We start from the raw sequence: 20,089 nt of genomic DNA on the forward strand, positions 1-20,089 counted from the left end.
TTCCGAAGGCTCTACTCAGGGATTCGGCGGGTCGGGTAAAGTGTCATGCCGCTTGAACTCCGTTTCAGGCCGGAAGCAGCAAAAAGTCTTTTGATTACGCGCCTGTAGCTCAGCCGGATAGAGTAGTGGCTTCCGAAGCCATTGGTCGGGGGTTCGAATCCCTCCAGGCGCGCCAAGACCCCTGTGACAAATCTGTGCCGTGGCTGTGCCAAGTTCTTCCTGGCAACCCGGCCGCGTTGAGTAAAAGCCGCCATGCCAACGCAAATCCTCCAGATCCGGATTGAGCTCGAGCGCATCGAGCCGCTGATCTGGCGCCGCATCCAGGTGCCGGGCGACTACACCTTCTGGGACCTGCACGTCGCCATCCAGAGCGCCTTCGCCTGGACGGATACCCATCTGCACGAGTTCCGACCCTGCGGTCAACGCGACGGCACTCCGCGGTTCGGCCTGCCGCTCGACGATTTCGACGACAAGCCGCCGCTGCCCTGCTGGGAACATTGCGTGGCCGACGTCCTGAGCCGCGCCAACCCGCGGATCGAGTACGAATACGACTTCGGCGATGGCTGGGAGCATACGGTCGTGCTCGAGGAAGTCCTCGAAGCGGCGCCGGGCAAGAAGTACCCGCGATGCACCGCCGGCGAGCGCTCGGCGCCGCCCGACGACTGCGGCGGCCCGGGCGGCTACGAAAGCCTGCTCGAAACCCTGGCGGACCCCGGAGACCCGGAATACAAGTCCTCCCACCTCTGGGCCAGCAGCCAGAAAGGCCAGCGCGGCAAGTTCGACCCCGAGGCCTTCGACGAACAGCAGGTGAAGTTCGCCAACCCGGCTCCGCGGTTGAAACGGCTGCTGGCGCACCTCGCTTCACGAACGTAGTTCGGCCCCTCTAGCCGCTGGGCAAGCCTGTCGCCGGTGATTCGAGCCAAACCCTGGAAAACAGCCTGTGTTGTGTTTTCTTTGTAAACAGCATATAAGCTGTTTTCAAGCAATACAGACCAGGATGCGTGAAGTGAGCCAGTACGCCGTGCGGACCGCCGAACAACTGCCCGCCCTGCTCAAAGCCTTCCGCAAGCAGGCGGGGCTGACCCAGGGACAGGTCGCCATGAGCCTGGGCGTCACGCAACAGACGCTCTCCGCCATGGAGCGCAACGCCCAGAAAGTGAACGCCGAGCGGCTGCTCCAACTGCTGGGCATCCTTGGCGTGGAGATGGTGCTGCAGCCGCGCGGCCTCGAAACGGGCGCGGCTCGACCCACCCCCCAAGGGAACGCCGGGTGGTAACGGCCGTCACCGGCAGGAAGTCGCGCCGAAAGGCGCTGGGCCTGTGGATGAACGGCGATTTCGTCGGCACCTGGCGGATGGACGCCGGGTCCGAGGACATCCTCGAGTACCACGCCAGCTGGCAAGGCTCGCCGCAAGGCCGCCCCCTGTCGCTCTCCCTGCCTTTCACGCCAGGGGCAAACCTGCATCGCGGGGACGTTGTCCGGGCGTACTTCGAGAACCTGCTGCCGGACAGCCAGGACATTCGTGCGCGCGCCGCGCGTCGCTTTCGCGCCAGATCCACCCAGGCCTTCGACCTGCTCGCCGAGATTGGAAGGGACTGCGTCGGTGCGCTGCAGATCCTGCCCGACGGCATGGCGCCCGGCGATGTGCGCACCCTCGACGCGAGCCCGCTCGACGAGGCCCAGGTGGCCGCAATCCTGCGCGGCACCGTGGCACCGCCGGCCATGGCGGGCGCCGCGCCACAGGACGACGATGACTTCCGGATCTCCATCGCCGGGGCCCAGGAGAAGACCGCCCTGTCGTGGATCGACGGCCGCTGGTGCCTGCCGCACGGTTCAACGCCGACCACGCACATCCTGAAGTTGCCGATGGGACTGGTCGGCAACATGAAGCTGGACCTGAGCCATTCCATCGAGAACGAATGGCTGTGCTCGCGGATCCTCGCGGCCTACGGACTGCCGGTCGCCGAATGCGAACCGCTGCGGTTCGAGGACATGAAGGTCCTCTCGGTCCGGCGCTTCGACCGCGCGTGGCTCGACGGACCTTCGGGCAGATGGCTGGCTCGACTGCCGCAAGAAGATTTCTGCCAGGCGACCGGCACGCCCGCGGCCCTCAAGTACGAATCGGACGGGGGCCCGGGGATCGAGCGCGTCATGGGCTTGCTCGCCACCTCCGAATCTCCCCAGCGGGATCGACGCGTTTTCTTCCTGGCCCAGCTTCTATTCTGGATGCTGCGTGCGCCTGACGGCCACGCCAAGAACTTCAGCCTGTTCATTCGCCCACAAGGCGCTTATGGGCTGACGCCGCTGTACGACGTGATGTCGGCCTGGCCGCTGATCGGCGAGGGGCCCGGGAAGTTGTCAGAGCACAAGATCCGGCTGGCGATGGCGATCCGAACCACCAATGCCCACTGGAAGATGAAGGAAATCCATCGCCGGCACTGGCTTGCGCTCGGCAAGCGGTTCGGCGTGCTGGATGACGAAGGACGGGAAATGGAAGCGATCCTCGGCGACCTCATCGCGCGAACGCCCCGGGTGGTGGCTGACCTCGAAGCCGGACTGCCGGCGAACTTTCCCGAGCACGTTGCCAACTCGGTACTTCGGGGATTGCAGCAAGCGGCGAACCAGCTGGGCCAAGGCTGATACCGCTCCGGCGGGCGCCGGAGTTGGCCTTTACTCTGGCCGCTGTGCCGGAGAGCGCCGGCAGACCTGGGCGGTACCGACGCAAATCGATGTTGTCGCCCGCGGTCGGGTGCCAACCTCGAGGCCGCCCGCAGCGCATCTGGTCGACCGATCCCAACTGCAATCTATTGCCACGACAGAGGTTTTCCGGACTCCGAAGGCAGGGGTCACAGGTTCGAATCCTGTCGGGCGCGCCAATCCCCCTGTGACAAATCTGTGCCCTTGCTGTGCCAAGTCCCGGGGCACGTGCCCATCGGCATTGAGTAAAACCCTACGCGCCCCGCGGGGAGCTGGCTGTCAGCATTCGGCCGGCCCGGCCGCTCAGGCGTCATGAGTAAAGGCACGGATTGGCCCTCCCAAGGCTACCCCAGCCTCACACTCACCCCTCGGCCAGCCTGCGCCGCGACGCAGTCGGCTGCAAGTCTAGGCTGGCGATCCGGAGCAGGCCCGAAGATCCAGCCGAGGTCCATGCCGAACCTGAAGTTGGGCGTGTGCGTCGCAGTGGGTTTCCGCGTGAATCTCCCGCTGGCTTACGAGACCTTGGCTGGCGATCGCTAGCTAAGCGACTCTCTGCAGGCTCAATCTGCACAACGGACCAGCGAATATGCCCGCTACAACTACTGTGCGATCAGCATTTAAGGGCTCACGGGATCCGGGCCCCTCCTACTTCAACGCTTCGGAGCCTACTGCCCACTTATAGGCGGCAAGCCCGAACTACTTGAGTCTTGCCAACGAAATCAGTTCTTGAACTACAACACGGAGGTGCGGAGCGAGCTTCTCAATGTCCTTACGGTGCGCCGTGAAGTACCTGCTATGCGCGGACTTATCACCAACTTCCTTTAGCTCCGGCAGGGCTTTCTTGACCGGCCTACTAAGATTGAATGACGGTTCGGCGGAAAGTCTTGTAATCAGCTCGCCCAATAGAAAGAAGTCGCCGTTCGCATCTTTGATCTTCATTGCCAAATTGTTGCGTTCAAAGGTTTCGATTATGAGAGTTTCAACCAAGCGCCGAACCATAACCGCCGAAGCATCGTACCAACCGTGCTCGTAGCTACCGTTAATCTGATGGACGATGCGTTCGAGATAAGGCCGCGTGCCGCGCACGAGCGCGAAGTAGACGATGTGATCTTCCGAACTGGGGGCACCCTCCTCTGGAGGTGGGTTCCTGGCACGAACCCCATCTCGCAGCTCTCGGATGCCAAGCAGCATCGCTTCAATATCCATCCGACTGATCAGCCCTTAATTGGTAGGTGCTTCGCCATACTCTCGAAGATTCTGTCAATCTGCTCGGGCGTGCTGTCCGGCGAGATGTGGATCTGAATGTCCACATGGAGGTTCGGGCTGAAGGCTCGCCTTTGACCACCGCCCCCGCCAGCGTGACCATGACGCTCTTCTGCTTCAGACATGACATCAGCAGCCTTCGCAGGCTTTGGTTCAGTTGCCGGCTTTTTGGCCTTGACGACCCGTGGAGCGGTTGCCTTTTGCTTAGGTGGCCCGTTCTCCTTGCCCTTCGAAGGATCGCCTTCCAGAAGCAATAGGTAGAGCGCAGTGTAAGCGCTGACCGCCGACTCTCCCTGTCGCGTGTCGCGCGCGAACCAGTTGGAAACGTCTTTGAACTTGGCGTCAGGCGTATGAAACAGATCCCTAATTTCCTGCGGGTAGGTCGCCACCAAGATCTTCTCGCATGCGGCGGCGTAGGTCTCGTCGTCCCGCCACTCAAATGCTAGGTCGCTCGGCTTTCCCGCCTCGTCAATCAAGCCGAGCTGCTTAAGCGGCGGAACGAGGTTTGCAGCGGAGGCCGTGCCGATGTTCAGGGCGCCTGCTATGTAAGTAGCGGTAACCTCCGCCGGTGGTTTCTGCCTAAACTTTTCGCGCAAGGAGAACCAGTTTGCACGCGGTAATTTCGGATAACTCTTCTTCTTACTCTCAGCCATCTTCATTCCCCACTGCCGTAGCCGTCACTGAAGGCCTTTCTCCTGTAAGTCAGGGGTATCGGCCCGCCATTTTCTAACACCCCGAGGCGCCGGGGCCTAGTCCTAAGGAACTCCAAGCGTTCAGATCACCGCCGCTCAGCGACTATCGTCATTATGCATTGAGCGGATCAGTATCATGCCGCCCCTCATACTCGTTACTTCTGGAAGTAGTACTCATCGAGATTGAAGAAAGAATCAACAACCAGCGGAACTTCTTGGTTCAGACCCGAAGAAAAAGCTCCAACCACTACCTCACACCCCGAATGCATGAGCTCCTGATACAGCGGTATAAAGTCACCGTCACCGCTAAGTAAGACAATCTTTTGCGCTTGATCTCGGTAGGCGGCGCGGAGCGCCTCAACGGAGATTGCGGTATCGCAGATGCTTTCTTTTCTCGTTTTGGATGCTCGCTTTCTTACTTGTGGCACAAGCCGCCCTTCGGCAGTGCGAAACATTTGCGTCTTCTGATAGAGCGCGATCACCTCGGCCCGACACTTGAATCGCACCGCGGAGATGGCACCTCTTGCCGCGTCCAACGCAGCTTGGTCCCCAACTACAGATGTGTGGTAGGAAATGCGAAGAATGTCCCAGAGCCAACCACCGAGGACATCCGGGTTCCATACAAAGAAGTCTCCAACGACAACATTCCCCGTTGCCGCCGCTCGGCCATCGGCAATCATCTGCTTGTAGCGTGATGAAAGGTTCTCGCCATCAACTAATACAAGCGTCTTTCCGATTGGCATCAATAATCCCTCTGCTGAGGTCAATTAGTCGAACAGCGCACCAGATTCTCGGCTAGCTGAGGTTGCTGGAAATAAATGGACAATCCTGATGATCATTCCTTCCAAGCATTCTTCAAGATTCGCGAAGGCGCTCGAGAACGCCAATGGCGTGCTTACACTGCAGTTCACTGGGAAGCCTGGTTGGCATTGACGCACACACTTGAAGTATCTGCTGATCCTTAGGCGAAAGCATCTTCCCTGCTACACCGCGAGCGAGAACCTCACTCCAGAACTCCGCCCCCAACCTGACCACCTCAGCTTGAGCTGATATCCCATCAACCTCGCGCTTCTTTTTGCGTTCATCCCGCTCGCTCGTTCTCGCGGTTTCTACCAGCGTAAGGCAACTGTCAAAGCTGTCCCCGTAGTCGAGCGTCCGGCTCTGCAGAGCACTCCAACATGCTTGTTGCTTGGCCCATTCAGACATGTTTCTCATGCCTGACACAGGATGGGTGATCACCTCTTGAGCAGCAGCGGCAGCGGCAAGCAGCGCTTGAACCAAAGCTTCAGGGACAGCCTGCTTTCTGGCGACCGTATCAAGATCAAGAACCTGCCCGTCCCGCGTTGCGTCGTTGAACACCTTCGCCATTGCATAGGTGACGATGTTCGCCCGATAGCCGCCTTGGTACCAAGACTGCTTCGGGATCTCGACCTCCAGCTTGCGGAAGATGATGGCTTTGGCAACCAAGCGTCGGTACCAGAGCTCGTCATACCGATCTTCGTGCTTTGACCAAGCTTCGCCGATCTCTCTCGCGAAATCAGCAAAGTTCTTCTGAGCGCCGCGCGAAACGATGTGCGGCCTACCGGTAGCGGAGTACTCAAACTTTGCCAGGTCGGTTTTGCTGAACAGCTGCGCTTTGGGGAACTCCAGTTCAAACTTTTTGGCTTGAGCGGGAGACAGACGTGTCCTGGCATTAAGGAACTGACCGCGGGAACGCTCGTAAAACCACTTGCTATCATGCCGCGTGCCTTCCCTGGCGGCAAAAATGACACGCCGCGAGAATTGCTCGATACGGATATGGAAAGGATGGTTTGAGAAGAAGTCTGCTGCATTCACCTTATTCTGAGTGTTCGCATACTCCGAGATCCGCGGCACGATGTCCTCAGATCGCTCTGCAGGAACAACTGTCAGCTTCATTTGTACGAATATTTGCGCCAGCTGTTCTTTTGCTGACTTCAAGGCTGCGTGAATAGAACCCGTGGTCTGCGCTCCATTGACAATCTGTAGATTACTGACCGAAGAAACAGCCAGGCCCTCCTTGGATCTCACACACACAACGGCATCGGCTGTCGCCGACAGGCCATTGTTGTATGGGAAGAACAGCTCTGGCTCCTCCTTTATCGTCTTCTGGATACCCTTGTTGGTCTTGGCCCTCGCCTGCAGGAAAGACCGAACATTCGCCTCAAGGAGGCGCGCGCCCCACCGATCGTAGATAGCAGCAAGTTGTTGTCCGGGCATAATCAGCAGATAGCTTTCGAGGCCGGCTCCATGCTGCGATGCCTTGAGTGCCGGCAATGACGCACCGAAGTCTTTCTCGAAGTCGATGACAAGCTCTTCTCGAGCCTGCCCGGATCGATCGAATCGCTCAAACCGTGCCAGGTCCCAGACCGACCATGTAATTGGAATATCGCCTGGCTCTGCCAGCTTGACCGTGTCGTCCCGGCCAATGTATTTCCGGTTAGATATGAGTATGAGTTTTACTTTTGAGACTTGGGACCAGGTTGATATGACCAGATCGGACACCTGAAACGCGGGATTGACCTCATTCAAAGAGTCACGGAAATCCTCCGTTCGAGCTTTCTTTAGAAACCGAACAAGCGGATTTAGTATCGCCGGCACATCACTCTTTCCAAAGGTCTGGACAGCGTCAGAGTCGACGAAGTCACAAACGATCAGGCCAAGGACGCCCTCGCTGTCACGGGGATCCCCAGCATATCCGTCGACCCTGAGCTTTTGGCCTCCTTCCCCGGCCTCATAGAACGCACGGTCAGCCACCTCCAGCTCTCCGGCCTCGGTGAGCCTTTCAGTCATCCGATCAAAAAAGGCCTCGACCATCATGACGCCACTGGCATCCGCTTCACGTCGAATGTCTGCCATCAGGCTCTCGTGATACTCCTCAATCTCACTCATCAGTCGACGTCCTTGATCAGACTTCGCATAGTCTCCCACTCCACAGTGAATGGTTTGCAGGCGGAGAGTTCTATCGCATACGTCACGCCCGACACACCAAGTGGCACCGGCGCAGCGATTCTGGGGAAATCACTTTCTACTTGGTAAAATTCAGGCTTCGACACAATCCACCGCCATGGGGAATAGTCATCCATCGCATCAAATCCCGCGTCAGCCAGGCGAAGATCCCACTCCTGTATGAGAGATGGATCAAACTCTTCCAACTCAGCCTTTACGACTGACACGAAATCTGGAAGCGTCTTACCATGCGGTTGCTGAACCTTGTCAACCGCGAGGACTGCGAGCCAGAGTCTGCGATCCGGAACATCGGCCAGCTGATGCTCATTTGATATTTTTACGAATGGCTGGGACGCGCCACGCCGAGCTTTTACCTCAAGACAGTCCGCCGTCATCTCAAAGTCTTTCGGGGCGCCTGATGGTCCTGTCCAAGCTGCTATCGCCGCTTTCGGTCCGATTGCCGCCATCAGTATCTTTAGTACTTCAATCTCACCAATGAGGCCTTTCTGTTCCTCTTCTGAAAGTAGATCAAGCTTCCCGCCACGGAGCAGATAGTGCCAACGAAAGGTTCGACCGATGGCACGTTCGACAGCCTCCGCCTCAGAAGCCCCCTGCTCTCCTGCGTTGATGACGTCCCTGCAGAGCGTTTCAAACAGCTCGAGCTGACTTCCTTCTTTAAGCCGTATATAGAGGATCGGTCCACCAGGCAGTGTCTGGAACCGTATCTCAAGGCTTTTTAGCTTTGGCAGATCCGGAAGGGGCTTTGGAAGGCTGGCGAGCTGAAGCACGAGTGCCACATCGGCGCGGGGCATGACAGCCCAGAACCAGCCCCATTTAGCTGCCGCATCGACACGACGTGTGTCGATAGCGCCGGACTCGAGACCGGACCAAGGCGTATCACTCAGCATCGCCACGCGCCTCCTCCTCTGCTTCGTCCTCGCCAAACATCTCGCGCATCCGGATCGTGTTCACAACATACTCGACAGTGCCGCCCTGGACCTCAGATGGCGGGAAGCAGATGCTCCAAGCGAGAACGATGGTTGGTAACTTCTTCTTGAGGGAGTCGTCCTCAACGGTTGGCTCAACGAAGCGCAGGATCAGCAGGGGGCGTCTGCCGGGAATTTCGCAGAAAATGCGCGGAGGCAAGGTTTCCGGAACCGGTTTGCCGTCCAGAACCCTCTGCTTGCGAAATTCAGACGTCGCTGTCTCAATCTGCGCTTCGGAAAGGCCGATGCGCTCATCGCCAGGAGAGCCGACTCTTCGGCTAGTTCCGCTGATTGCTAGGACGCCTTGCCGAAGATCTGCGTCTCCAACAGATCGACCGTAAGCCTTCATCTCAAGCTGACCCAGTGCAATGGGACTTGCTCCTGACTTCACTGCACTGGCAAACAAGACATCCCAAGAAGCCAACTCTGTGTCAGCACGGGCATCAATGTAGTCATTGATAAGGCGCGTATCAGTCAGGGGATCAGCAGCGTCGGCGCGGAACGCCCGAAGAAAATCGCGCACCAAGGTGACCGGCACCGATCGGAATAATGTTCCTCTAGTTGGATGCTCGGGAACAATCCCGCACCCGTTGATAGATTCAGCCAACCACTCGCCAGCTTGCTGATTCAACCTGATCTGATCGGCGTCAGCTCGTATCCTGGTCGTCTCAACCATCTTTCCTGCCAAACCCACCTTTACCGGATACTCTCTGCCGCTGCCCATCTTGTTCCGCGCCGTCACAATAAGCGACTCCGGATGACTCCGGACAGCGAGGCCAAATTGCTCCGGGGTCGCCTTTGCCAGTTCCATTCGCTTGAGTTGTGCTTGAAGATCTTCCATCGCTTCATGGATATGCGAGTACCAACCAACTCCGTCCGCTGGCATCCATACTCGGCAAAGGTCCTCGTAGCCGGGGCGGTACCCGAACCACCGTCCCATTTGCATGAGCGTGTCGTACATCACGGAGTTTCGTAGGAAGTAGCTGACGGTCAACCCCTCAAGCGTAAGGCCACGAGAAAGTGAGAAACCGCCAATAGCTATGACGGTAACGCCGTGCTCCCCAGGCTGATCGTAGTCGAGCGGCTGCGACCGTTTGGAGGCATTCACCTCGACAACCCGCGCAGCAACAAGCACCTCGTGCAATCGCCCCTGCACAGCCGACCACGCAACATCCTGCGCGCTGGCGTACTCTTCTTGCCAAACGTCGTGAAGCGCTCTTATTTCCGGATTATTCAACGCGTCGCGTCCCTTTCCTCCCTCAACCGCGACCGCATCTCGCATGCGCCCAACTACATCCAGCACCTTTGACTTGATGCGGCCTTGTACATCTGTGAATCGGGAGGCATTGATAAGCATGGACGCATGCGCGGCCTGTTGGCCACGGGCATTGCGCAATGCGCGAGCAACCACGAAAGTTCGAACTGCTTGAGCAAGGCTTTCAGGAATCGTATCGACCGGGTGGTCAATCTTGTGCTTCATTGGCAGGACGTCTTCATTGTCCTTAATGAGACGAATGTGTTTTTCCCGAGCGTCGATGAAGACCTTTTGTGCCCCAAAGTAGTTGGATGGGGCATCCAGGCCAATGATGAAGTGCCGCGGGAATAGATCCTGCTTGAGCGCTTCGTCATCAGTATCCGGGTCGATGAAAATGTTCGCGAACGGCGTGGCGGTGTAGCCCACGTAACAGCTCCGGTGAAACAGCGAAAGAAGCTCGCGGATCTGTCCGTTGATTCGCGTAATCTCGTCCTTCGCGTAAGCCGTGTTGATCGACGCGTTGTCTGCCTCGTCGTCGATCAGAAGCATAGGCTGGCTCACCATTTGCGTACTTTGGTGGGCCGAGTGCTCCTTGAGCCACTCGAGGAGATTCTTGAGCGTGCTTGAGTTCTTTTTGATTACCAGAACCACAGGTACGTTGTACTGCGCGATCTGGCTTGTATTGGTTGTGGCTGTTGCCTTATTGAAGTCCCGGAGCGTATTTGTCAGCGACACTGGGAATTCACGCTGGTCAAACGTACCAACACCAATCAGTTTCTGGCGCTGAGCCTTGTTCGCATGTGCCAACCGGCCGGTATCTCGACCGATGAACCCCTCATCTATTCTTGCCTGCGTCTGGTTGCGTAGATTGTTGTGGATACCCGCAATCACAACGATCAATCGGTAGCCGGCGTCTGCCGCCTTGCAGATAAGTCCCGTGTAGTTGGCGGTTTTTCCACTCTGCACGTTTCCAACGACCATTCCACGACGGCTCCATTGACTCATATTGCGCGGATCACCCAGTCGATCCAGCACGCGGTCAGTAACCTCGTCCGTCGCATCAATAACTGTTTTTGGCAACCCGCTTAGGTTTAGCAACCTTCGGTACCGGCTCCAATAGAAATCGCCAATCTCGCCATTGATCCTGGCGTCATGCAACCACGGACGGAAGTCCTTGGCGTCTATAATCGCGCCAAAACCCATGCTGATTCCGTGCTTTTCTTCGATTAGGCGCGCGAGCTCCTCCGCTTCTGCGTCGCTGACCTTATCTGAGAACATCGGCGTCTCGCGCAACTGTTTCACGATTTCGCGAATCGACACAGCAGTGTGTGGCCCTGGCTGGGACGCCATATACATCGACGCCATGCCTTCAAGGCTGCTCAGTAGTGGATTCACAGCATCTCCTCCTTCGCGACGATCGTCGCGATCATTCGCTGCGTGTCTTCCCACGAAGACCTGAAGGGATCCACATCCTTCATAAGGGCCGAGATTTCCTTGACGTCTTTTCCAGCACCCTTCAAAAGCTTCAAGGTTGAGTGAACCGCTTGCATTAGCGTGTCCTCGTCTACTCTCCCAGGTACAATTTTCTCTGGCGAACCCGCCATATCCGCATGCAAGGTTTCGATTGGGAGCGAGGCTCCGACCAGTTCAATACAGTTGTAGAATCCGCGCCGCAGTGCCTCGGGAAGGCTTTCCGCGAAATCAGAAAAAGCAGGGTGCTCCGGGTTGGGCTGGTAACGTATCTGTCCGTCGGCTTGGACTCGATGCCACAGCGGAAGTCGCTCTTGGTCCACGAGCTTCTGGCCGCTCTTGGTATAGGTCCGCTTCGACCCATGCTGGATTCGCTCGATAACCTTTTTCAGGCGATCGCGGACAATCGGCGGTAGCTGGGCAGACGATTTTTTGACGTCAATTTTCCAGCTTGCGTCCATGCTGTTTGGTATGTCTATTCTCACCCGCGACAATTTCGTGAGCTCAGACTGCCTGCATAGGCCGAACCATGTGCCATGGATGATCAGACGTTTCCCGCGATACAGATAGAAGCCTTGGGACTTCAGATGTCCCTCAGGTCCTCCCAAGTCGTCCCAGTCGGAGGTGCTCATTTTTTTATGGTGCGGCAATGTGAAGCTTTGAATGGCAATGGCACCGTTGCCTAGCACAACAACCTCTTCGGGGTCGCGGATTGTTGCTGCATGGTTGATTGCAAACGGGTCTAGCGGCTTCAGCAGCCGCCCATTCAAGCGCACCTGCAACGGCTTACTGCTTTCCATGAAGCGATGAAAGACCAGCCGAAGATGGCGCTCTGTTTCAGCGATTCTTTGATTGATAACCTCGGCTCTTTTGGCGACATCTTGGGATATTCCGCCGGAAAGACGATCCATCTTCTCCCAGACCACCAACGTCCCATCGGACTTAAGCCGTTCAATTTCCGGGACATTCGATATTTCGTCCGGAAGCTGAACCGTCCACTCGTTTCGCTCGGCGACGTCATCCAAATCCCATACCGCCGCCGTGGTCTTGCCAGCTTTTCTGGATACCACTGTCAGACGTCGACATTGGGAGAAGCTTGCGCTCTTCAAGCCTAGGCCAAATCGACCAAGATCCGGCTCGTCTCGCGTAGCAAGCGGGTTCTTGCTGCCGGGTCGCATTGCCGCCACCAGTTCCGACTCGGTCATCCCTTCGCCATTATCGATGATGGCGATATGTGGGTATTGGGCGGAGGCGTCTGTGAAGACGTCAACCATCTGGGCTTTCGCCGTAATGGAGTTGTCGATGATGTCTGATATTGCGGTCTCGAGCGAATAGCCAATATCCCGGAGCCCCTCAATGAGCGCGGCTGCATGGGGCGTTGCATCTGCACGTCGAATCAAACTGGCTGTTGGTAGTTCTGTAATTCGCTGGATCACTTCCGTTTACTCCAATTTTTCAACCTGTGCAGATGCAAAAACGCGAAGCTGATCACTCGACACAGATTTTTGCCTCGCAAGGTTCAGCGAATGTTCGCCTTACTTCGAATTCGACAGGACACGATGAACCACTCTCGCAATCTGTCTGGCCACCATCGGTGGTACCGCGTTTCCTACCTGGACAAACTGGTCAGTTCGGGGGCCGAGGAAGAGGTAATCGTCAGGGAACGTCTGCAGCCTCGCTGCCTCACGCACACTGAGGCTCCTGCATTGGGATGCGTCCCAATGGATAAAGGCGTGCCCGTCTTTCGAGAGATGGCTCGTGATTGTGTTTGACGGCTGACCTTTCCGCTGTACCCGGAATCGGTCGGCGAATGATCCCGCGGACCAGCTTTCATGATCTGGTGCCAGCTCAACTGGAAAATCACGACTGGTCGGGGAACGCCCCTCCGCCTCTGCGAACGCGGCAACGAACATGTACCTAGCGAGGTCTGATGGCATATGCCCCCTCGTGTCATGATTCAGAACAACCCCAGGATTCAGCCCCCTCAGCTCGCCTGCGAGCGTTGACACGCGACCGGGAGCATACTTGGTCGAGCTTCTTGGAAGATTTGCCGCAGGGACAGTCGTTTGGAGCACCTGCGCCACGGCAGGCATCGTCTGCTTGATTGCCCTGATGACTCTTTTACGCTCGCGCTCCATGGCGTCGTACCACCTTTTGGAATCATCGAACTCACGGCTCACCCCACTGCGAAGCGAGGGCAGCCCTGCCAGCGCGTGCTCGATTCTATTCCGGGTTGCCGATGAATCTAAGCCAGAAAGTTTCGCAACGAACGGTTTCGCATAGTCCCTCCTCACACCCATGATGATCACACGGTGCCTCGCCTGGGGGACGCCGTGTTCTTCGCAGCGGATGATGAAGGCTGAAGGGTCGTTGGCGACGAGGTCCTCCGTTCTCTCCATTCCATCCGGTACATGGATGGGTAGCAGTGCGTACTGTTCCGTGTCGGCGGAGGAGACTGCGGCACCCAGTGCGGCTGAAGGGTTCTTCAGATCCCGCTGGATGGCGGCGAACATTTCCTGATTACCCACCTTGGACGTGAGGATGCCCTTTACATTCTCCATGATGAAGACTGCGGGCTTGAACGTGGCGAGGATCGCGAGGTACTGCTTGTAAAGGAAGTGACGCGGATCACCTTTTGTGCGGAATTCGGCGACCTTTTTCTGTCTCGCCCTGCCCACCAGCGAGTACGCCTGGCATGGGGGTCCACCGATGAGGACAAGTTCATCGTATTCGGATTTGACAGCTTCGATTCTGCGATAGAGCTCTTGGTTGTCCTCCGACTTCCCGAGCGTAAGGTTGAGGGCCTCAAGCTCGGCTTCTTTCCACAGCGATCTCCATCGGCCTTCTTCGAATCTCGCCCGAGGGGTTTCAGCCTTGCCTGCTGCGACATCCCGGAGGTAGTCCCAGTATTCTTCCGGAATTTGACCCTCGTTTCGCTGAAGGAGACGGTAGAAGGCCCTCAGCCGGAGCGTTGCGTGGGCTGACCGCTCCATTTCCGCGGAGACAGCCAGTTCAAATGGGTAGGTACCGCTGCCTGGTTTCCGTTCATAACTGCTGAAGCCTTCGCCAAGACCGCCTGGGCCTGCGAAGATGTCGATGACCCCGAACTGGGCGCGCGTTCCTGCTCGTGCTGCGGACAATGTCTGGACTCTTGCTATATGGTTGACGTGATGAGTGCCGAAAGGCGCTCTGCATTGATGTCACGCATCAAGGGGAAGAACACGGCCCCTGAGGTGTTTGTTCGCAAGTACCTTTGGCGCGCTGGTATGCGTTACAGGCTCCACACGAGCGGTCTTCCCGGCAAACCGGACCTGGTGCTGAAGCGATGGGACGCTGTCGTGTTCGTCAACGGCTGTTTCTGGCACCGGCATTCGGGCTGCCCCTTGTTTCGTCTTCCCAAGACCCGCAGTGAGTTCTGGGACCAGAAACTCCGTGCCAACCAGATTCGGGACCTTAAGGCGATCGCCGAACTTTCTGGCGCTGGGTGGCGCGTATGCGTTGTCTGGGAATGCGCACTTCGTGCCGCTCCTGAACAGAGCTGCAGCCATTTGGTGGATTGGATTCGGCGGGGCGATACCAACGCCGCACTGGAGGCAGTAGGGCAATCCGCCCAGTTGCACCCCCTGGCTCCTCACGCCTGACGGGACCGCCCCTTCCCCAAGGGTCATCTCCGCATTGACTCCTGTATCGCTATGACGTTTCCCACGCTAGGCCATCCAGTTCTCACGGACTGATACCCGACCGCTCCGGATCAGTCTCGGCCACGTGTTCCACCAGATCTTCCACCCGACAGGCAAAGTAGGTGCAGAGTCTGTCCAGGGCGTCGGTTTGAACGTTCGCCCCATGGTGGTTCGCCAGCTTGGACAGCGTCATTCGGTTCAAGCCCGTCGCTTCAGCGATCTCCTGAATGGTCACGCGCCGCCGCTCCCGGAATTCCAGGTCGGCTATGCGCTCCTTGAGCTTAAACCTTAACATTATATGAACGGTGATTATTTAGACTGTCGTTTGATCTCGTAAGTCTTCAAGCGAGTGCTATCTTTGTCGTCGAGTGATCATCCAAATGATCATTCGACAGCCTCTAACGACAAAGGAGTGATCGCATGAGCGCAACGTACCTGACCACAGACCAGTTGGCTACCCGGATCCACTACGACATCCGCACCATCCGGGACCGCCTCAAGGACAGCGTCCTGCTGGAGGGAGTCCACTACATCCGCCCGTTCGGTGGCCGCAAGCTGCTTTTCATCTGGGAGGCCATCGAGAAGGACATCGCCAGCTTCTCGATGGGGCGCGGCCCGGTGATCCCCATGGCTAACGGCGGGGTGGCCCATGGCTAAGGTCCGCGTCCGCCCGGAGACCCGGACCTTGTACTTGGACTTCCAGTACCGGGGCGTCCGCTGCCGGGAGCAGACCGCCCTGCCCGATACCCCCGGCAATCGGCGGACGGTCGAGGCGCTGGCCAAGCGAATCGACCGGGAGTTGCTGAAGGGCACGTTCGACTACGGCGCACTGTTCCCGGATAGCCCTCGGGCCAAGGCTGGCATCGGTGAAGACGCCCCGTCCGCCGCCAACGACCACCCCACGCCCACCTTCGCCGAGTTCACCGAGCTATGGGTTTCCGAGTCCGCTCCGCGGTGGCGGGCCCATTACGGTCGCGCGATCCGCGACACGCTGGACCGCATCATCCTGCCGGTGCTCGGCCCGAAGCCGCTGGCCTCGATCGACCGGGGCGACCTGCTCGGCTTCCAGGCCGAGCTCGCCAAACGCCCCGGCCGGGGTGGGCAAGCCATTTCCGCCAAGCGGATCAACAAGCTGATGTCCCTGGTCAAGGCCATCCTCAACGAGGGCTGCGACCGCCATGGCCTCACCAGCCCGGGCCGATCCCTCAAGACCCTCAAGCAGAAGCGGGCGGACGTCATGCCGTTCTCCATGCCGGAAGTCGAGCGGCTCATCGCGAGGATCCGGCAGGACTACAGGCCTTACCTGACGGTCCGCCTGCTCACCGGGTTGCGGACGGGCGAGGTCGACGGGCTGCAGTGGCAGGACATCGACTTCGAGGCCGGCCTGATCCACGTTGAACGGACGCACTCCAGGAACGGGGATGGCGGCACCAAGAACGAAGGCTCGCGGCGCACCGTCCCGATGGTGCCGCAGGTTCGGGCTGCCCTCGAGCAGCAGCGGAAGGCGGCCCATGCGACCTGTCCTTGGGTCTTCCACAGCCTCCATGGAAATCCGATCGATGCGGTGAACTTCGCGAACCGGGTCTGGTATCCGCTGTTGCGCAACCTCGGGCTCAGGAAGCGCCCGCCGTACCAGATGCGGCATACCGCCGCGACGCTGATGCTGGCCGCAGGCGAGAACCCGGAGTGGGTCGCGTCGATCCTCGGACACTCCACGACCGAGATGTTGTTCCGCGTCTATTCGCGCTTCGTCCCGAACCTGACCCGCAACGACGGCCTGGCCTTCGCCGGCTTGGTGAACGGGCATTTCGGCACCGCCGCGGTTCAGACGAGCAGCCCGCCCGACCCGGCCGGCCCCGACATCCTTTCCGCCCTGCAGTCCCTCACCCCCGAGCAGCTGGCTACGTTGCTCACCCTCGCCAAGAAGGCGTCCTAACGTTCAAGGAGGAACACCCATGCTCAACCAGAATGCTGCGGCTCCCGCCACACTCTCTTTCCCCGCCGTCGTGGAGGTGCTCCCCGGCCATGACCCCGACCGCGGGCTGCGCTGCCGGCTCTATCACCAGGACGGCTGGTGCAAGGCATGGACCTGGCTCTCGCTCGACACCACACCGCCTTCCGCCCTGCAGTGGGGCTCGGTAACCACCATGGAGGTCGGCAAGGAGAAGGAAGACTACCTGCTGCTCGGCCTGCGTGAGGGTGTCGAGCCGCCGCTGTCGCAGCTGCTGCCTGAGCAGTTGTGCCCCATCCCGGGGGTGCTGCGCCAGACGACGCAGCTTATCGACAGCTTGAAGATCGCCCCCCTTCGCCAGTTCGTGACCCGGGCCCTCCTGCAGCAAGACGTGCTGCACGGCTACTGGAACAGTCCAGCGTCGCGTCGCGACCATCACGCTTACCCGGGTGGCTTGGCCCAGCACTCGTTGGAAGTCGCGACCATGCTGGCCAGCGCCAGCGGCCTGCCGCAAGAGGACCGGGAGCTCGGGATCGTGTTCGCCCTGCTACACGACTTCGGGAAGATCTGGTGCTACGACCCGATCGCTTTCGACCCGGTCAATCCCCGCGAGCACGAGGCGCACGGGCTGAGCCGGCTTGAGTTCGACCTGATCTACCTGACCAGGCGGGATCCGCGACTCGGGGCGCTGATGCACGAGTTGCTCGGCGGCCCCCGCGCGCCCCGGGAAGGCAAGTATCCGCTGGCGATCGGCCGGATCGTCCGGTCCTTCGATCAAATGAGTTGCGAGAAGACCCGCAGGGTGCCGACGGATTCGTGCGCAACTTTCGAATGGGAAATCCCCTTCTAGGTTGGAGGTCCACCCACCGTGAGGATCACGACCATGAAGATTGTTCTTTTCTCCTGCGCCCGTATCGCCCGCACCTTCGGCCTGGTCCGGGGTATCCGGCTCGTCCGGATCCGCGACGACCGCCGCCGAATGCGTTGGGCCGTCGCCCTCCGGGTGCTCGGCGGCTGGCGCCTAGTGGGCCGAGACCCGATGACCAGCCCCTGGATCATCCAGCGCGACCCGTGGCTCAACCCGCGGCCGATGCTGTTCCCGAACATTCGGACGGCTCGACGGTTGCTGGCGACCCTCGACCTGTAACCCGTCGCAGCCCATGCGACGGCCCCGCCGCAACGTAGGGCCGTCACTGCAGTCAATGAGAGACACCCATGGATGAACTGACCCGGATTCGCCAGCTGGTCGCGGAATCAGAGTTACGGGAGGAGGCTCGCGCCGAAGAAGTGTGGAACCTGCTGCTCGACAGCCCCGAGTTCGGATTGCGGGAGTTGATCGAGGACGTTGGCATGGACACGACGCAAGCCCGGCAGGTGCTCCTGAATGCGCGAATCGGCGAAACCTCTGCCCTCTACCTGATCGTGGTCGGCCGCCAAGAGGAAGTCCGTGAAGCACTGCTCCGCATGATCCATGGCCATTACTAGCTTCCTTTCCGATATGGAGAACCCTCATGACTACCCCCGACGAAAGACGACGCACCCTCGTTCAAGCGGGCGCGTTCCTGAAGGAGTTGCGCGGCAACGCCGCGCTACCTGAGGCGGTCCGCCAGGAAGCCCATCGGCTGCTGCGCCACTATCCAGGCCTGCGTGAGATCGAACATCTCGCCAGGGTTACCCAAGGCGCTTGGGGCGGAAGCCCGCTGGGTGCGGAGCACGATCCTGACTGGCTTCGGGGCTACGCACATGGGGCGCATCAGGGTGGTTAGTCCCAAGAGTCCACTCTCGCTTCAGGCCCTCGCTATCGGCGCACTGGAGGCGTTCCGCCAGCCCGGGGAGGCACACCTCTCACCAAGCCGGTTCCGTGAGTTTTTCGCTCTCGGGATCAGCGAACTCGAGCGCGTGCTCGGCGCACCACACTGGCTGCTTCGGACCGAGCCGAAGACCCCGCGGATACAGCTTCGGCTGCTTGCCTTCCTTCGGCTCTATGCAGCACTAATCGGCCTCGGCCTGGACCCGATCCGAGCCGGCTACCATATGCGCAACACGCCGATCAATACATTCAGGCACCGAACGCTCTTCGAGGTTGTGCGGAACGGGCAAGCCGAAGATGCACTTGGCTATCTGAACTCCATCAGATCGGGATTCGTGGGATAGGAAGTAGGCAGGAACCATAGGACGCACTCTACTCAAATCGGATTGGCCGAGCAGCTGGGGCAAGTCACTCATGACGACCCCCGACGAACGACGCCGCGCCCTGGTGCAAGCTGGCTCCCTCCTAAAGGAGTTGCGCGGCAACGCCGCCCTACCTGAGGCGGTACCCCAGGAATCCCATAGCCTGCTGCGCCACTCCCTCAGTGAGGAAGAACTCCAAAGCGGCAGCTAGACCCCTCTAACGGTTACTCGGAAGTCACAGCTTGTGCAAGCGACAAGAAACCCACTTCCGCCGCCGCGAAAATAAAGATTCCCGGCGCACCACGGACATTTCTTTTCAGTGTGACCAGTTTCAGTAAACTCACCGTAGGCGTCCTCCGCATAGAGAGCCTCTGCTTCTGTAATGCATCTTTTGTCAGTAGCCATAGAGCATCTCGCGCATAAATTTATTCATCCGGATCGGCGCACCTGCTTCCCTGGCACGCATGATCGCATCATTCAAGAGATCAATGCGCTCCATCTGGTTCAACCCAGGCGCATGCTTTGCAGCCCAGTAGCTTGCCCTGAACTCGTCGTTCCAGGCTCCAGGAGTGACAGACGTACCTCGATGCGCCCTGTGCCCGAGCTCGTGCGCAAGAGTTGCTCGACTGCTCATGCTTGACCGTGGATGCACGGCACCTTCGATTGGGAGCACGTCACCACGAACTCGAATGACATCGATTCCATCCACATATGATGTTTGCCTGCCCTGGTTAAATCTTAGGATTGAGGGATCGCCCCCGACCTCAATAAACTCCTGTGTAAGTCGATCGACCTGGACATCATCCAATACGAGGCCTGCGGGGCGTCGCAACCCACGGGTTCTACCCCGTTTCCACGGACGGTTTGGTTAAGGTCTGAAACTCCCGATCGCGCCGGGCAACTCTACGACGCATTCTCGGGTTGTGGGACCGCTCGAGGTAGCCGAATACGTCGGC

At 58.9% G+C, this 20,089-nt stretch carries 19 protein-coding genes and 1 tRNA gene; 11 read left to right on the forward strand and 9 right to left on the reverse strand.

Translation table 11 applies throughout. The annotated features are described in order from the left end of the window. Positions 1–98 precede the first annotated feature (98 nt). From Q0C12_RS07080 to Q0C12_RS07095, 4 genes are all read left to right on the forward strand, one after another. Positions 99–175, forward strand: a tRNA-Arg gene (locus Q0C12_RS07080). A 77-nt stretch (positions 176–252) separates the two neighbouring features. Then, the gene (locus Q0C12_RS07085) at positions 253–873 is read left to right on the forward strand and encodes a plasmid pRiA4b ORF-3 family protein (RefSeq protein WP_290888169.1); all 621 of its coding nucleotides are present in this window, start codon (positions 253–255) and stop codon (positions 871–873) included. 133 nt (positions 874–1,006) lie between these two features. Continuing rightward, entirely contained in the window at positions 1,007–1,276 is a 270-nt protein-coding gene (locus tag Q0C12_RS07090) for a helix-turn-helix transcriptional regulator (protein WP_290888171.1), read from the forward strand. Then, a complete protein-coding gene (locus Q0C12_RS07095; RefSeq protein ID WP_290888173.1) occupies positions 1,270–2,640 on the forward strand; it encodes a type II toxin-antitoxin system HipA family toxin in 1,371 nt (456 codons plus the stop codon). Before Q0C12_RS07090 ends, Q0C12_RS07095 begins: the two co-directional genes overlap by 7 nt. A 753-nt stretch (positions 2,641–3,393) precedes the next feature. Here the strand turns inward: Q0C12_RS07095 and Q0C12_RS07100 are convergent. From Q0C12_RS07100 to dcm, 8 genes are all read right to left on the reverse strand, one after another. After that, positions 3,394–3,903 (reverse strand): DUF4145 domain-containing protein, encoded by a 510-nt coding sequence (locus Q0C12_RS07100; RefSeq protein ID WP_290888176.1) that lies wholly within the window; start codon positions 3,901–3,903, stop codon positions 3,394–3,396. 8 nt (positions 3,904–3,911) lie between these two features. Further along, positions 3,912–4,619 (reverse strand): DUF5343 domain-containing protein, encoded by a 708-nt coding sequence (locus tag Q0C12_RS07105; RefSeq protein ID WP_290888179.1) that lies wholly within the window; start codon positions 4,617–4,619, stop codon positions 3,912–3,914. 188 nt (positions 4,620–4,807) lie between these two features. After that, positions 4,808–5,395 (reverse strand): NYN domain-containing protein, encoded by a 588-nt coding sequence (locus Q0C12_RS07110; protein ID WP_290888182.1) that lies wholly within the window; start codon positions 5,393–5,395, stop codon positions 4,808–4,810. Positions 5,396–5,507: 112 nt separating this feature from the next. Next, positions 5,508–7,562: an AIPR family protein gene (locus Q0C12_RS07115; protein WP_290888185.1), complete on the reverse strand. Its 2,055-nt coding sequence runs from the start codon at positions 7,560–7,562 to the stop codon at positions 5,508–5,510. After that, on the reverse strand, positions 7,562–8,527 hold the full coding sequence (locus Q0C12_RS07120; protein WP_290888222.1) for a PD-(D/E)XK motif protein: 966 nt from the start codon (positions 8,525–8,527) through the stop codon (positions 7,562–7,564). Before Q0C12_RS07120 ends, Q0C12_RS07115 begins: the two co-directional genes overlap by 1 nt. After that, positions 8,517–11,255, reverse strand: a complete 2,739-nt coding sequence (locus Q0C12_RS07125; RefSeq protein WP_290888187.1) for a Z1 domain-containing protein — start codon at positions 11,253–11,255, stop codon at positions 8,517–8,519. The genes Q0C12_RS07120 and Q0C12_RS07125 overlap by 11 nt, the downstream gene beginning before the upstream one ends. Next, on the reverse strand, positions 11,252–12,766 hold the full coding sequence (locus Q0C12_RS07130) for an ATP-binding protein (RefSeq protein ID WP_290888190.1): 1,515 nt from the start codon (positions 12,764–12,766) through the stop codon (positions 11,252–11,254). Before Q0C12_RS07130 ends, Q0C12_RS07125 begins: the two co-directional genes overlap by 4 nt. A gap of 99 nt (positions 12,767–12,865) precedes the next feature. After that, the gene (gene dcm, locus Q0C12_RS07135; protein ID WP_290888193.1) at positions 12,866–14,470 is read right to left on the reverse strand and encodes a DNA (cytosine-5-)-methyltransferase; all 1,605 of its coding nucleotides are present in this window, start codon (positions 14,468–14,470) and stop codon (positions 12,866–12,868) included. Positions 14,471–14,488: 18 nt separating this feature from the next. Between dcm and Q0C12_RS07140 the strand changes: the two genes are divergently transcribed. Then, positions 14,489–14,971, forward strand: a complete 483-nt coding sequence (locus tag Q0C12_RS07140) for a very short patch repair endonuclease (RefSeq protein WP_290888196.1) — start codon at positions 14,489–14,491, stop codon at positions 14,969–14,971. A gap of 82 nt (positions 14,972–15,053) precedes the next feature. Here Q0C12_RS07140 and Q0C12_RS07145 read toward each other — a convergent pair whose 3' ends face one another. Next, positions 15,054–15,305 (reverse strand): helix-turn-helix transcriptional regulator, encoded by a 252-nt coding sequence (locus tag Q0C12_RS07145; RefSeq protein WP_290888199.1) that lies wholly within the window; start codon positions 15,303–15,305, stop codon positions 15,054–15,056. A gap of 125 nt (positions 15,306–15,430) precedes the next feature. Here Q0C12_RS07145 and Q0C12_RS07150 point away from each other — a divergent pair, with 125 nt between their 5' ends. The 6 genes from Q0C12_RS07150 (at position 15,431) to Q0C12_RS07175 (ending at position 18,727) form a co-directional block, all read left to right on the forward strand. Beyond that, positions 15,431–15,667, forward strand: a complete 237-nt coding sequence (locus Q0C12_RS07150; protein WP_290888202.1) for a hypothetical protein — start codon at positions 15,431–15,433, stop codon at positions 15,665–15,667. 34 nt (positions 15,668–15,701) lie between these two features. Then, entirely contained in the window at positions 15,702–16,946 is a 1,245-nt protein-coding gene (locus tag Q0C12_RS07155; RefSeq protein ID WP_290888205.1) for a tyrosine-type recombinase/integrase, read from the forward strand. Between the two features lie 19 nt (positions 16,947–16,965). Continuing rightward, positions 16,966–17,811 carry an HD domain-containing protein gene (locus Q0C12_RS07160; protein WP_290888208.1) on the forward strand — a complete coding sequence of 282 codons (846 nt, stop codon included), beginning with the start codon at positions 16,966–16,968 and terminating at the stop codon, positions 17,809–17,811. Between the two features lie 33 nt (positions 17,812–17,844). Continuing rightward, positions 17,845–18,108, forward strand: a complete 264-nt coding sequence (locus Q0C12_RS07165; RefSeq protein WP_290888211.1) for a hypothetical protein — start codon at positions 17,845–17,847, stop codon at positions 18,106–18,108. 68 nt (positions 18,109–18,176) lie between these two features. Beyond that, positions 18,177–18,446, forward strand: a complete 270-nt coding sequence (locus Q0C12_RS07170) for a hypothetical protein (RefSeq protein ID WP_290888214.1) — start codon at positions 18,177–18,179, stop codon at positions 18,444–18,446. 26 nt (positions 18,447–18,472) lie between these two features. After that, positions 18,473–18,727 carry a BPSL0761 family protein gene (locus Q0C12_RS07175; RefSeq protein ID WP_290888217.1) on the forward strand — a complete coding sequence of 85 codons (255 nt, stop codon included), beginning with the start codon at positions 18,473–18,475 and terminating at the stop codon, positions 18,725–18,727. Positions 18,728–20,089 lie beyond the last annotated feature (1,362 nt).

It is taken from the genome of Arenimonas sp. (genome assembly GCF_022842045.1).
Classification (GTDB): Bacteria; Pseudomonadota; Gammaproteobacteria; order Xanthomonadales; family Xanthomonadaceae; genus Arenimonas.

Excerpts from the sequence above, each read along its gene's own strand:
- Q0C12_RS07110 (WP_290888182.1), bottom strand. The coding sequence starts at position 5,395 with ATGCCAATCGGAAAGACGCTTGTATTAGTTGATGGCGAGAACCTTTCA.
- Q0C12_RS07170 (WP_290888214.1), top strand. The coding sequence starts at position 18,177 with ATGGATGAACTGACCCGGATTCGCCAGCTGGTCGCGGAATCAGAGTTA.
- Q0C12_RS07160 (WP_290888208.1), top strand. The coding sequence starts at position 16,966 with ATGCTCAACCAGAATGCTGCGGCTCCCGCCACACTCTCTTTCCCCGCC.
- Q0C12_RS07100 (WP_290888176.1), bottom strand. The coding sequence starts at position 3,903 with ATGGATATTGAAGCGATGCTGCTTGGCATCCGAGAGCTGCGAGATGGG.
- Q0C12_RS07145 (WP_290888199.1), bottom strand. The coding sequence starts at position 15,305 with ATGTTAAGGTTTAAGCTCAAGGAGCGCATAGCCGACCTGGAATTCCGG.
- Q0C12_RS07140 (WP_290888196.1), top strand. The coding sequence starts at position 14,489 with ATGGTTGACGTGATGAGTGCCGAAAGGCGCTCTGCATTGATGTCACGC.
- Q0C12_RS07105 (WP_290888179.1), bottom strand. The coding sequence starts at position 4,619 with ATGAAGATGGCTGAGAGTAAGAAGAAGAGTTATCCGAAATTACCGCGT.
- Q0C12_RS07150 (WP_290888202.1), top strand. The coding sequence starts at position 15,431 with ATGAGCGCAACGTACCTGACCACAGACCAGTTGGCTACCCGGATCCAC.
- Q0C12_RS07085 (WP_290888169.1), top strand. The coding sequence starts at position 253 with ATGCCAACGCAAATCCTCCAGATCCGGATTGAGCTCGAGCGCATCGAG.
- Q0C12_RS07120 (WP_290888222.1), bottom strand. The coding sequence starts at position 8,527 with ATGCTGAGTGATACGCCTTGGTCCGGTCTCGAGTCCGGCGCTATCGAC.
- Q0C12_RS07175 (WP_290888217.1), top strand. The coding sequence starts at position 18,473 with ATGACTACCCCCGACGAAAGACGACGCACCCTCGTTCAAGCGGGCGCG.
- Q0C12_RS07115 (WP_290888185.1), bottom strand. The coding sequence starts at position 7,562 with ATGAGTGAGATTGAGGAGTATCACGAGAGCCTGATGGCAGACATTCGA.
- Q0C12_RS07165 (WP_290888211.1), top strand. The coding sequence starts at position 17,845 with ATGAAGATTGTTCTTTTCTCCTGCGCCCGTATCGCCCGCACCTTCGGC.